The sequence below is a fragment of the Streptomyces avicenniae genome (assembly GCF_000719135.1).
Taxonomy (GTDB): Bacteria; Actinomycetota; Actinomycetes; order Streptomycetales; family Streptomycetaceae; genus Streptomyces; species Streptomyces avicenniae.
The window spans coordinates 72124-84436 of sequence record NZ_JOEK01000010.1; the positions used below are offsets into that span (position 1 = coordinate 72124).

Annotated in this window: 8 protein-coding genes and 1 pseudogene; 5 read left to right on the forward strand and 4 right to left on the reverse strand. The window is 74.4% G+C overall.

What is annotated here, in order from left to right:
- Nucleotides 1-30 precede the first annotated feature (30 nt).
- The 3 genes from IF27_RS18430 to IF27_RS18440 all read right to left on the reverse strand — a co-directional run bounded on the left by IF27_RS18430 (nucleotide 31) and on the right by IF27_RS18440 (nucleotide 2367).
- Nucleotides 31-1089 (reverse strand): polyprenyl synthetase family protein, encoded by a 1059-nt coding sequence (locus IF27_RS18430; RefSeq protein WP_052850756.1) that lies wholly within the window; start codon nucleotides 1087-1089, stop codon nucleotides 31-33.
- Between the two features lie 232 nt (nucleotides 1090-1321).
- On the reverse strand, nucleotides 1322-1678 hold the full coding sequence (locus tag IF27_RS18435; RefSeq protein WP_052850757.1) for a VOC family protein: 357 nt from the start codon (nucleotides 1676-1678) through the stop codon (nucleotides 1322-1324).
- Between the two features lie 98 nt (nucleotides 1679-1776).
- Nucleotides 1777-2367: a pyridoxamine 5'-phosphate oxidase family protein gene (locus IF27_RS18440; RefSeq protein WP_052850758.1), complete on the reverse strand. Its 591-nt coding sequence runs from the start codon at nucleotides 2365-2367 to the stop codon at nucleotides 1777-1779.
- Nucleotides 2368-2522: 155 nt separating this feature from the next.
- Here IF27_RS18440 and IF27_RS18445 point away from each other — a divergent pair.
- Nucleotides 2523-2735: pseudogene (locus IF27_RS18445) on the forward strand (argininosuccinate synthase); the annotation flags it as partial.
- Nucleotides 2732-4174: an argininosuccinate lyase gene (gene argH, locus IF27_RS18450; RefSeq protein ID WP_052850760.1), complete on the forward strand. Its 1443-nt coding sequence runs from the start codon at nucleotides 2732-2734 to the stop codon at nucleotides 4172-4174. The pseudogene IF27_RS18445 and the gene argH, both read left to right, overlap by 4 nt.
- A 20-nt stretch (nucleotides 4175-4194) precedes the next feature.
- Here the strand turns inward: argH and IF27_RS18455 are convergent, their stop codons facing one another.
- Nucleotides 4195-5199, reverse strand: a complete 1005-nt coding sequence (locus IF27_RS18455) for a Gfo/Idh/MocA family protein (protein ID WP_223291103.1) — start codon at nucleotides 5197-5199, stop codon at nucleotides 4195-4197.
- Nucleotides 5200-5304: 105 nt separating this feature from the next.
- On the opposite strand from IF27_RS18455, the gene IF27_RS18460 reads away from it, so the two are divergent.
- Genes IF27_RS18460 through IF27_RS18470 form a run of 3 tightly spaced genes read left to right on the forward strand, consistent with a single transcriptional unit; the run spans nucleotide 5305 to nucleotide 12310 of the window.
- Nucleotides 5305-6159, forward strand: a complete 855-nt coding sequence (locus IF27_RS18460) for a DUF4132 domain-containing protein (protein ID WP_052850761.1) — start codon at nucleotides 5305-5307, stop codon at nucleotides 6157-6159.
- Nucleotides 6156-11135: a hypothetical protein gene (locus IF27_RS31170; protein ID WP_052850762.1), complete on the forward strand. Its 4980-nt coding sequence runs from the start codon at nucleotides 6156-6158 to the stop codon at nucleotides 11133-11135. Before IF27_RS18460 ends, IF27_RS31170 begins: the two co-directional genes overlap by 4 nt.
- Nucleotides 11132-12310, forward strand: a complete 1179-nt coding sequence (locus tag IF27_RS18470; protein ID WP_052850763.1) for an ATP-binding protein — start codon at nucleotides 11132-11134, stop codon at nucleotides 12308-12310. Before IF27_RS31170 ends, IF27_RS18470 begins: the two co-directional genes overlap by 4 nt.
- The last annotated feature ends 3 nt before the right edge of the window (nucleotides 12311-12313 follow it).

Consider the following 12313-nt stretch of genomic DNA (forward strand, 5'->3'; position numbering starts at 1 on the left):
ACGGCCTGCCCCGTCCGTCCGGCACCGGCGTCAGTGGTCGCGCCTGGCCGCCAGCCGTGCCAGCGCCGCCAGCGTCCCGGCCGCGGGCTCCACCGGCGCGGCCGACGCCAGACTCTCCAGCGCGAGCCGCAACTCCTCGTCCGCGGACTCCTCGGCCCAGGTCCGCCCGCCCGCCTCGTCCACCAGGGCGGCGAGCGCCGTCACCTCGACCGGGTCGGGCGCGCTGTTCCGCTCCCGCGGCGGCTTGGCGTACAGCTCCGCGAGGCGCCGCCCTGCCGCCGTGTCCGAGTCGAGCGCGGCGACGACCGGCAGCGACTTCTTGCGGACCGCGAGGTCGGCACCGGCCGGTTTCCCCGTCACCGCGGGGTCGCCCCAGATCCCCAGCAGGTCGTCGGCGAGCTGGAAGGCCATGCCCAGATGGGTGCCGAAGCGCCGCAGCGCCTCCACCTGCCGCTCGCTCCCGCCGCCCCACAGCGCGCCCAGCGCGCAGGAACAGCCCAGCAGCGACGCCGTCTTCCGCTCCGTCATGGCCAGGCACTCGGCGAGCGACACCCGCTCCCGCTCCTCGAAGCCGATGTCCGCCTGCTCACCCTCGATCAGCTGGGTCGTCGCCTCCATGAGCCAGCGCAACCCGGTCACCGTCCGCGGCTCCGCCACCTCGTCGCACAGCACGCGTCCCGCGTGCACCAGCAGGGCGTCACCGGCGAGCAGCGCGGCGGGGGAGCCGAAGACCGTCCAGGCCGTCGCCCGGTGCCGCCGCGTGGTGTCCCCGTCGAGGATGTCGTCGTGCAGCAGCGAGAAGTTGTGCACCAGCTCGACCGCGACGGCCGGGCCGACGGCGTCCTCCGCCCGGCCTCCGACCGCCTCCGCGCTGGTGACGACCAGTGCGGGCCGCAGCGCCTTGCCCGCGGAGCCCTCGGAGGGCAGACCCGCCCCGTCGGTCCAGCCGAAGTGGTACGACGCGACGCGGGCGAGGGGATCAGGCAGCTGCTCCACCCAGTCCCGCAGTGCCGGGTCCACCAGCGTGCGACTGCGCCGCAGCGCCGACTGGGCTGCCTGCCCTACCCCGGCGTCCGGTGCTGTGGTCATGACGTGCGCCCTCCGCTTCTGGACCGGGTGTTCGCGGCCCAGGCGACAGCTTGGCCGCTCCGCCGGTGCGCCGGAACGGCGCATCCCGCGACCCTTCTCACGCCCCTCGCGCCTCCGTCACACGCCTGCCCGGCCCGGCCGAGCCCCTGACCAGCGCGTCCCTTCCCGCGGCGCGTACGCGAACACGGCGCATCGTACGGCTGAAAATCACCCGTACGGGTGAGCTTGTCCGTCAGATCGGCGGCTGGTGCAGGCCGAAGCGTGACCCCTGGTCGTCCCGGCACAGGACGAAGCGGCCGAACCGTGCCTGCGTGCCGGGATCGCCGTCGAGCGCCGTGCTGTCCACGGAGCCGCCGAGCGTCTGCACCTTCGTCAGCGCCGCGTCCATGTTCTCGACGAGGAAGAAGACGACCGGCCGCGCGCCCTGGTCCCCGCCGTGGAGCCCGCCGGGCACCCCGAGCCCCGAGATCATCACGCCGTCCTGCGCGGGGCCGGGCGCGAAGCTCCACCCGAAGAGCCCCGCGTAGAACGTACGGGCCAGCGTGACGTCCGCCACGCCCAGCTCGACGAACGCGACCTCACCAGGCATGCGAAGGTTCCTCTCCACCGACGGCTGCGCGGACCTGAGTCACCATAACCAGCGGCACGTCCACCGGTCCGCGGCGCGCGCGGCGGGCCGCGGGCCGATCAGCCCGGGGGCGTCGGAGGCAGGGGGAGCGGCAGGGCGGGGAGACCGTCGAGGCTGGTGGCGATGTGGTCCTTGCCCTGGAAGTACGCGTCCAGGGTCTCGTCCGTCTCCCGGGAGAAGCGCGAGGCGTGCAGGGGACGGTCGGTCTCGTACGTCATGAAGGGGACGGCGAAGCCGCAGGAGTCGCGGATCAGTTCGGCGGTGACCACGATGATGGCGCGCAGGCCGTGGTCGGCCGGGTCGATGCCGGAGAAGTGCTTGAGCAGGTCGGCCCAGCGGGGGTCGTCGCGGAACACCGGTTCGCCGGTGCCGTGCACGCGGACGATGGTGGGCGGTCCCTCGAAGGCGCACCACATGAGGGTGATCCGCCCGTTCTCGCGGAGATGGGCGATGGTCTCGGCGTTGCTGCCCGCGAAGTCGAGGTACGCGAGCGTCAGGTCGTCCAGGACGGCGAGCGAGCCCGTCAGGCCCTTGGGCGACAGGTTGACCGTGCCGCCGCCGTCCAGCGGTGCGGTGGCCGTGAAGAAGATGCGCTGTGCCTCGATGAAGCTGCGGAGCCTGCCGGATATGCCCTCGTAGGTCTTCCCCATGAGGCGATTATGCCCGCACACCGGTCCGGATTGACGAATCATGCGGACTCCTGCATACTTATTCGCGACAGTGCATGGATGCCGAGGAGACAGCCCGTGACCGACCGCGTCGTACGCGTGCCGCCGTGACGCGTGACAGTGCCCTCGCCTTCGCCGAGGCGACCCAGAACGTGGGCGGTGACCTCACGACGACCCCGCACGGGGGGCGCGCCGTCGCCACCGGCCGTCGCTCCGACCCGTCCCTCTATGATTTCGGTCTCGCCACCTACGACACCGGCGACACCTCCGACCAGTCCCTTTCCAAGGGTTTCATCGAGATCTTCGGCCTCTCCGGCAAGATCGCGGCCAAGCGGGAGCAGACCCGATGAGCGGTTCCGACGTACGTCTCTGGGGCGGCAGGTTCGCCGACGGACCAGCCGCCGCGCTTGAGGCACTGAGCGCGTCCGTCCACTTCGACTGGCGCCTCGCGCCCTACGACATCGCCGGATCACGCGCCCACGCGCGTGTCCTGCACGGCGCCGGGCTGCTGAGCGCCGACGAGCTGGCGGCCATGCTGGCGGGCCTCGACCGGCTCGCCGCCGACGTGGCGGACGGGTCGTTCACCGGCACCGTCGCCGACGAGGACGTCCACACCGCGCTGGAGCGCGGCCTGCTGGAGCGGCTCGGCCCGGGCCTCGGGGGCAAACTCCGCGCCGGACGGTCGCGCAACGACCAGGTCGCGACGCTCTTCCGCATGTACCTGCGCGACCACGCGCGGATCCTCGCCGGTCTCGTCGCCGACGTGCAGGAGGCGCTGATCGCGCTGGCCGACGCCCACCCCGGCCTCGCCATGCCCGGGCGCACCCACTTCCAGCACGCCCAGCCGGTGCTGTTCGCCCACCATGTCCTGGCGCACGTCCAGGCACTCTCCCGGGACGCCGAACGGCTCCAGCAGTGGGACGCGCGCACCGCGGTCTCGCCCTACGGCTCCGGCGCCCTGGCGGGCTCGTCGCTCGGTCTCGACCCGGAGGCCGTCGCCGCCGACCTGGGCTTCGAGGGCGGCTCGGTGGCCAACTCGATCGACGGCACGGCATCCCGTGACTTCGTCGCCGAGTTCGCGTTCATCACCGCCATGATCGGCGTGGACATCTCCCGCATCGCCGAGGAGATCATCGTCTGGAACACGAAGGAATTCTCCTTCGTGACGTTGCACGACGCGTTCTCCACCGGCAGTTCGATCATGCCGCAGAAGAAGAACCCGGACATCGCCGAGCTGGCGCGCGGCAAGTCGGGGCGGCTGATCGGCAACCTGACCGGCCTCCTCGCCACCCTGAAGGCCCTGCCGCTCGCCTACAACCGCGACCTCCAGGAGGACAAGGAGCCGGTCTTCGACTCCTGCGACCAACTGGAGGTCCTGCTGCCCGCGTTCACCGGCATGCTGGCCACCCTCACGGTCAACACCGACCGGCTCGAAGCGCTGGCCCCCGCGGGCTTCTCCCTCGCCACCGACATCGCCGAATGGCTGGTCAAGCAGGGGGTGCCCTTCCGCGACGCGCACGAGATCGCCGGCGAGTGCGTCAAGAGCTGCGAGGCCGAGGGCATCGAGCTGGACGAGCTGACGGACGAGCAGTTCGCCAAGATCTCCCCGCACCTGACGCCCGAGGTCCGCACGGTGCTCACCGTCCAGGGATCCCTGGCGGCACGCTCCGCGCGGGGCGGCACGGCACCCTCCGCCGTCGCCGTGCAGCTCGGCGAGGTGAGGAACGGCCTGGCCCGACAGCGTGAGTGGGTCGCCGCGCGCCCCTTGGCGGTCATCCCCGGCGCCTGAGCCGACCCGGGCGGCCTGTGTCACTCCACGGGGTAGCGCAGGCCGATCCGGTCGCGGACGGCGTCCAGGGTCCGCATCACGGCCAGCGAGCCGTCGAGCGGCACCAGCGGCGACTCCGTCTCGCCCGCCCGCAGGCAGCGTGCCACCTCGGCCGCCTCGTGGACGAACGAGTCGGCCGGGCCCGTCCCGGTGAACTCCTCCGGGTCGCGGCCCTCCCGGTGCAGCGTGAAATGCCGGGGGTGGAAGAACCCGCGGGAGAAGGTGATGCGCCCCGCGGACCCCGTCACGACGGCCGTCCGCGCAGTGTCCGCGATCAGCGAGCACGTCAGCGCGGCCATGGGCCCCGACGGGTAGCCGAGCAGCACCCCCGTGTGGGTGTCCACGCCGCCGCGCAGCCGCGCCCAGGCGGTGATCTCAGAGGGCTCGCCGAGCAGGAGCTGCGCGAACGCGACCGGGTACACGCCGAGGTCGAGCAGCGCCCCGCCGCCGAGCGACGGATCGAGCAGCCGGTGCGACGGGTCGGGCGGCAGGTCCACACCGAAGTCCGCGTGGACCGCGCGTACCTCGCCGATGGCGCCCTCGCGCACCAGCTCGGTCATCCGCCGGACGGCCGGGTTGCAGTACATCCACATCGCTTCCATCAGGAAGACGCCGCGGTCCCGCGCCACGGTGACCAGCGACTCGGCCTGCGCCGCGTCGAGGGTGAACGGCTTCTCGCACAGCACCGGCCTGCCCGCGTCGAGGCACAGCCGCGCCGCGTCGTGGTGGGCGCTGTGCGGCGTGGCCACGTACGCCACGTCCACGGCCGGGTCGGCGGCCAGTTCCGCCCAGCTGCCGTACGCCGCCGGAATGTCGTGCTCGGCGGCGAAGGCGGCGGCCTTCTCCCTGGTCCGCGAGGCCACGGCCACCACCTCGGCGTCCGGTTCGTCCGCCAGATCACGCGCGAACTTCGCCGCGATCCCTCCCGTCGCGATGACGCCCCATCGCACCGGACGCCCCGTCAGATCCCCGGTTCCGCCGTTCACACGCTCTCCTTCGCACGGCCCCCTGATGGTCCGTGGTGCTGATTGTCAGTGGGTGCTCCTACAGTCTCGATCATCGTAAGGAAACGCGATCACCAGGAGTCACTGATGGGGTGGATCAGCGCGGGCGACTACGACGTCGCCCTCGATGACGGGGGCAGGGTCATCTGCCGCAACAAGGCGGGACGCCGCTTGAAGTCCGTGCCGGGCAAGCTCGCCGACGACCCGGCCGTCGTCCAGCTCCGCCAGCTGACCGAGTGGCTCGCGCGCCACGAGCGCGAGTGCGTCGCGACCGTGGAGCGCTGGATGATCCGCTCCCTGCCGGTCCCCACCGACGTGCTGGTCCGCGTCTGGCCCGACCCGGCCTGGCAGGCGGCGCTGCGCGACCTGGTCGTCACCGACCCGTCGGGGAGCGTCGCCGGGTTCCTGCGCGGCGCCGACGCGGAGCGCGGCGTCGGCCTCGTGGACCTCGACGGCGACACGGTGCGCACCACGGCGTCCGTCCTCCACATCCCGCACCCCGTCCTCCTCGACGACCTGGAGGAGCTGCGGGAGTTCGCCACCGAGCTGGACCTGCGCCAGGGCATCGGTCAGCTCCACCGTGAGGTGTGGCACCGCGAGGAGACCAGCCCGGACGCCACGGCCGTCACCACCTACGCGGGCGGCCGGTACGCACAGCTGCGGTTCCTCACCGGCCGCGCCGTCTCGCTCGGCTACCGGGTGCGCGGCGGCCAGGCCGTCTGCGCCGTCCACGAGGACGGCCGCACCCTGGAGGCCCGCGTCTGGCTGGGCGACTTCGACGGCTGGTCCGAGACCGAGACCGGCGCGCTGACCTGGAACACCACGGACGGCACCCGCGTACGCCCCGCCGAGACCGGGCCGGTCGCCTGGTCGGAAGGCATGCGGATGGCCGCCGCCCTGTACGCCGGCCGGGACACGGAGACCACGGAGGACGCACGATGAGCACCACCCCTTCCCTCGACGCCGGAGCGATCCTCCCCCCGGACACGCCGGACGCCACGGACGGCGCCGCGGGCGGCACGGGCAACGCGGACGCCCTCACCGCCCGCACCTACCGTCACCCCGCGCTGGAGGAGCGCGCCGTGGTCCGCCTCGTCGCGGAGACCCTCGGCGAGGCCGAGGACCTGGCGCTCGGCTACCTCGGGCTCGCCCGCGACCCCGACACCCCCCTCGTCGGCCGGGTCAGGCGCGAGACGCTCGGCTTCCCCGCCTGGGCCCTCGTCAACGACCCGGCCAACGGCCACCACGCCCTCGCCCTCGTCCAGGACATCGAGCGTCTGTCCCGCATGGCCGCCGCCCGCGCCGGGGCCGCCAAGGACGCCTTCGAGGCGCTGGGCGACCAACTCGGCAGGTCCGCGCCGCACTTCCTGCCGACGTTCTACGAACAGGCCGCGCGCGTCTTCCTCGGCCACGACAACACCCGCTACGCCGCGACGTTCTTCGGCAAGGCGCGCGCCGCCGAGCGCATGCACGGCCTGGAGGTGGACGAGGAGCGGCACCGCGCCGTCTTCCTGGAGTTCGCCTACGCGGGCGCCCTCACCGTCAGCGCGCTCAAGGAGCACGTGCGGGACCTCGTGCAGCGCCTCGACCCCACCGAGGCGTGGGAGCAGTTCCGCCGCCTCACCGTCGAGCGCTGCGCCGCCGGGCTGCCGCCCTACTCCTCGCTGCCGGGGGACGTCCGCAAGCTGCTGCGCGCGACGGGCCTCGACGTCGCGGCGGAGGAACGCGCCCTGCTCGGCGAACTGCTCGCGTCCCCCGCCATCGACTGGGCCCCGCGCACCTTCTGGACCGGCTACCACGACCACCTCGCCGCCCTCGCGGCCGAACAGCCGGAGATCCGCGCCCGGTTCCTCACCATCACGCCGTCCGGCCTGGCCTCGGGCGAGGAACTGGGCGACGACGTCTGGCTCGCCCTCCTCGCCGCCACCGGCGCCGACGCCCTGCTCACCGGCGACGCCCCGGCCTCCGGCACCGCCGCGGCCGACGACCCCGCCGACAGCCCGGCGGACTGGCTCGGCCGCTGGGCCAAGCACCTCAGCTCCGGGTGGCGCTCCCCGCGCCGCTCCGCGCGCACCTACGCCCTCGTCCGCCGCATGGCGCCCCGGCTCCGCGCCGACGGCCGCCGCGTCGTCGTGTGCAACGGCCGCCGATGGGGCGCCGGTGTGGACCTCGAACTCCTCGACGTCTGCCTCACGGAGGGCATACCGGTCGCCGACCCGCCGCAGGACCTGAACCTGTCGCTCGACGGATGGTTCGACGCCCCGGCCGACGAACGGCGCGACCTCACCGCCGTCGTCGCCGACAGCCGATTCGTGTCCCTGCTGCGGGAGGCGGTCGGTCAGACGGGCCGCGACCACCGCAGCGATCGGCAGAAGATCGTGGCCGCGCACCCCGTGCTCCGTGAGCTCCTGCGGGACTGGCTCGGCGCCGCGGCGGAGACCTTCCTCGCGGCCCGCGGGCTGCCGTCCGCCCGCAAGGCCATCGACACCCTGCTGCCGTTCGCGCCGGTGGCCGCCGACGTCGCGCCCGACGTCACCGCCGCGCTGGCCGCCCACGACCTCGCCCCCCTCGTCACCGCCACGCTGCGGACCGGCATCGTGGACGAACTGGGCTGGCCCGCCCTGGAAGAGGCCCTGCGCCTCTTCCCCGAGGCCGACTTCGGCAGGGGAGCCAAGAGCCTGGTCGTCTGCGAGGCGTGGCCCGCCCTCGTGGTCGGCAACGTCCTCAAGGCCGTCGTGGTCGGCCCCGACCGCATCCTGTTGGAGCACGACGTCCGCATCCCTGACCAGCTGAGCTGGGAACAGCCGTCCTTCCACTGGACCGACGGCGAACTGCTCGTCACCTGGTGGCACGACGGCGCCCAGCGCGCCTACTGGTCGGCGCGCCCCACCGAGATCTTCGAACTGACCGCCGGGAACGCACGGAACAGCGGCTCGGACGTCTCCCTGCCCCTCCCGGACGGCGGGCGCACCACCGGCGGCCGTCCGTTCCGCGCGGGCGACACCGCGATGGGGGCGCAGCGCCGGGTCGCCGGTGACGGCACGGGCTTCTGGCGGCTGGAGCACCACGACGGCGCACCCGCCACCTGGCACGAGTTCGACCCGGCCACCGGCGAAGGCGGCCGCGCGTCCCTGCCCGCGTTCTTCGCCCAGGGCATCGCCGAAGGCGGCAGCCTCCACCCCGACCTCTGCTCACTGATGCCGTTGGCGCCGGGGTACGAGCACACGCCGCTCGGCACGGACGGCCGCCTCCTCGGCGCCTGGGTACGCAGGGACGAGGACGCCCCGACCCTGACCGCAGGGAGCGTTGACGGCCGCACCGCCACCGTCGGCGGCGCGCCCACCGGCCGCTCCCAGCACCCCCGCGTCCTGCCCGTCGGCCGCCTGGGCCTGCCGGGCGACGCGTCCCCCGTGCTCCTCGCGGGAGCGACCGCCGGTCTGGCGCCCGACGGCGCCGACCTCTCGCGCGACATCACGGCCACATTCGAACCGGCCAAGAAGGGCGGCCAGTTCGCCGCCGGGACGCCGCTGGTGCCCCCGCTGACCTTCTGGCACGCCCTGCTGCCCAGGGACGAGGCCGGTTCCGGCGTCCTGCGCGCCATGACGGACGAGACGGCCCGGCGGCTGGTGTCGGCCGTCTCCGCCGCGGGCGACGAGCAGGACCGTCTGCTGCGCGAAGCCGCCGAGGCCGGGCGTGAACGCCCCGCCGAGGAGAGCGCCGCCGCACGCGCCGTCGCGCTGGACTCCGCCGTCACCTCCGTGCTCGCCGGGGTGAGCGACCCCGCGCTGCGCAAGGGCCTCGCGGGGATCGCCGCCTTCGCCGAACGGCTGGACGCCTCGGTGAAGCGGCTCGTCAGCCCGGCGCCCGACGGCCCCGGCACCAGGGTCGCGTCGATGTTCGAGGACCACGAGCCGCCGCACGGCACCAACGCGACGCTCCACGCCGCCCTCGCCGGGCTGTCCACACCGGGCGGGTACTGGACCAGTGGCTCCTGGTCCGTCATCCAGCAGATCCTGGCCACCTCGCACATCCTGGCGGGCAAGCCGACCACCGGGAAGCCGTTGCCCGCGCGCCTGCTCGCCGAGACGCTGCCCGGCGGCTGGACCACCGACGCCGCCACGGCACCGGCCGGGAGCCACGACTGGCCCGGGACGCTCGCCCACCTCCCCGCGCTCGCCTACCGCGCCACCACCGCCACGCTCCCGGACGAGGAGCGCGAAGCCCTCCTGCTGCTGTTGACCGCGTTCGCGGACGGCCCGCTCAGCGGCGACAGCCCGCTCCGCGTCGTCGAGCTGACCACCCCAGGCACCACCCACACACGCGGCGGCCAGGTCCTGCGCCACGGCGAGCGCACCGTCGTCGTCCTCGGCACGCGCACCGTGAACCGGGCACAGAACAGGACGACCTGGTTCGCGCTCGACCACGACCCCGCCGCCGCCTTCGGCGCCGTGGCCCACTTCACGGTCGGCGCGGAGCAGATCCTGCCCGCCAGGCCGTCCGGGGAGTGGCTCGGCGAGATCGTGCGGCTGATCCGGCGCAACGGCCCCGCGCCGTGGGACCCCGAGGCCGCGACGCGGCTCGCCGGGGCCACCGGCCTCGGCCCGGCCCAGGCGGCGCTGCTCCTCGCCGCCCTGCCCGCCGAGACCCCGGCGCCCCTGCTCGCGGTCCTCGGCACCAAGGCGGGCGTCACCGGCGTGGCGGCGCAGCTCCTCCAGGCGCTCCCCGCCGAGGCACCCGGGGAGGTCGTGGCCGCCCTGCTGCCCGAACGGGCCGAGGACCTGTGGCGGACCGGCGCGGACACGGACGCCGCGGCCCGCGTCTGGCGCACCCGCCTCGGCGACCGGCACCTCGTGCCCGAGGACGTCGCGCTGGAGATGCGGCTCAACGCCACGGCCGCGGCCGTCCTCAACCCGACCCTCACCCGGTGGCTCAGCCGCACCACCCGTCAGACGCTGAACACGCACAGCCGTCCCACGCCCGACGACCCCTCGGCGCTCCCCGCGTACGGCATCGTGCCCGTCGCCGTCGGCTCGCTCGCGGCACTCGCCTACGCCCTGCCCGACACCCACCCCGTACGGGCCGCCCTGCCCGGCGCCCTCGACGCGCTGCGCAACCGGCTCGCGGACCCCGGGCTCGTCATGGACATCGACATCGAGTGGACCGAGAAGGGCGGTCCCACGGCGAAGCAGCTCCGCGAGATCCACGGCCTTCCCGAGGACGGCGGCGCGGGCACCGACGGGATGGTGCGCATCGGCGACGCCTTCGTCGCCTTCCCCTGGTACGGCTCCACGGAGGCGACCTGGCTGCGCCCGGCCGGAGTGAAGGGCCCCGACGACCCCGCGCTCGGGCTGATCGAGGGCATCGTCGGCCCGCGCTGCCGCAGCCATCTCATCGCCCTGCGGGCGCTGCTGGGCGACGACCTGTCGCGCGCCGTGCGCGCGGGCACGGACGCCGCCGGGGAGGGGTACGCCCAGGACCCCGCCCGCAGCGTGCCCGGCCTCGTCGCCGAGGTCGCCGCCGCGCACGGACTCGGCGACGACGCCGCCGTCCTCTACCTGCAACTGCTCGCCCTGCCCGACCCCACGGACCGCAACCGTGCCCGCTGGACGGGCTGGCGCCCCGCGCGCGCCAAGCGCGCCGCCGCCGAACTGGCCGAGACGCCGCTCGTCGTGACGGCGCAGCGCTCCCGCGCCGGACGCCGCCTCTTCCTCCCCGGCGGCTGGGCCGACCTCAAGGCCCCCGCCCTGCCGGTGGAGACGTGGAAGGGCGGTCTCTACCCCCTGCCCGCGACGGCGCGCGCCGTCCCGCACATCCCCGTCGCCGAGCTGTTCCACCGCGCCTGGCAGCGCGTGGGCGACGGCGACGCCCCCGCCTACGAAGAACTCGTCACCCGCGCCACCAGGAAGGCCCGCCGATGACCACCGCCCCTCACCCGGCCGCGACCGCCGCGGCCCGTCAGATCACCCCGCCAGAGGAGCGCTACGCCGACGAACTCGCCTTCCTCGCCGCGTACGACACGGGCCCCCGCCCGCCCGGCTGGCGGCTCACGCCCCGCGCCGTCGTCACGTTCGTGATGGGCAGCGACGGCCGTACGCTCTCCCTGCCCGACCCGGCGGACGCCCCCGCGGGCACGGCGGCGCGCGCCGAGATCAGCGCCAAGTTCGTCGGGGACCGCGCCCTGGTCGAACGCTGCGTCATCACCCTGGCGGGCGAACGGGGCCTGCTGCTCGTCGGCGAGCCCGGCACCGCGAAGTCGATGCTGTCCGAACTGCTCGCCGCCGCCGTCTGCGGCACCAGCGGGCTCACCGTCCAGGGCACCGCGGGCACCACCGAGGACCAGCTCAAGTACGGCTGGAACTACGCCCTGCTGCTCGCCCAGGGCCCCACGCGCGAAGCGCTCGTGCCGTCCCCCGTCCTCACGGCGATGACGACGGGCGCCGTCGCCCGCGTCGAGGAGATCACCCGCTGCCTGCCCGAGGTGCAGGACGCCCTGGTGTCGCTGCTGTCCGAACGGCGCGTCGCCGTCCCCGAGCTGGCGGGGAGCGACCACGCCCAGCTCCACGCCGCGGGCGGCTTCACCCTGATCGCCACGGCCAACCTCCGCGACAAGGGCGTCTCCGAGATGTCCGCCGCCCTCAAGCGCCGCTTCAACTTCGAGACCATCGGCCCGATCGCCGACCCCGACGCCGAGACGCGGCTCGTACGCCGCCAGTCCCGCGCGGCCGTGGCGCGGTCAGGCGCCCCGTACCATGTGGACGACGCCGTCCTCGAAGCGCTGGTCACGGCCTTCCGCGACCTGCGCGAGGGCCGCTCCGCCGAGGGCTGGGAGGTCGAGCGGCCCAGCACCGTCATGAGCACGGCCGAGGCGGTGTCCGTCGCCGGTTCCCTGGCGCTGGCCGCCGCCTACTTCCCCTCGGAACGCGACGTCCTCGGCCTGCTCCCCGGGCACCTGCTCGGCGTCGTCCGCAAGGACGAGCCCGCCGACGCCGCCCGCCTGCGCGGCTACTGGGACGCCGTCGTGCGGCGCCGCGCCGAACAGGGCGCCGCTACCTGGCGCACCCTGTGGGACCTGCGCCCCGTGCTGGAGGACTGACCG

Excerpts from the sequence above, each read along its gene's own strand:
- IF27_RS18430 (WP_052850756.1), bottom strand. The coding sequence starts at position 1,089 with ATGACCACAGCACCGGACGCCGGGGTAGGGCAGGCAGCCCAGTCGGCG.
- IF27_RS18435 (WP_052850757.1), bottom strand. The coding sequence starts at position 1,678 with ATGCCTGGTGAGGTCGCGTTCGTCGAGCTGGGCGTGGCGGACGTCACG.
- IF27_RS18440 (WP_052850758.1), bottom strand. The coding sequence starts at position 2,367 with ATGGGGAAGACCTACGAGGGCATATCCGGCAGGCTCCGCAGCTTCATC.
- argH (WP_052850760.1), top strand. The coding sequence starts at position 2,732 with ATGAGCGGTTCCGACGTACGTCTCTGGGGCGGCAGGTTCGCCGACGGA.
- IF27_RS18460 (WP_052850761.1), top strand. The coding sequence starts at position 5,305 with ATGGGGTGGATCAGCGCGGGCGACTACGACGTCGCCCTCGATGACGGG.
- IF27_RS31170 (WP_052850762.1), top strand. The coding sequence starts at position 6,156 with ATGAGCACCACCCCTTCCCTCGACGCCGGAGCGATCCTCCCCCCGGAC.
- IF27_RS18470 (WP_052850763.1), top strand. The coding sequence starts at position 11,132 with ATGACCACCGCCCCTCACCCGGCCGCGACCGCCGCGGCCCGTCAGATC.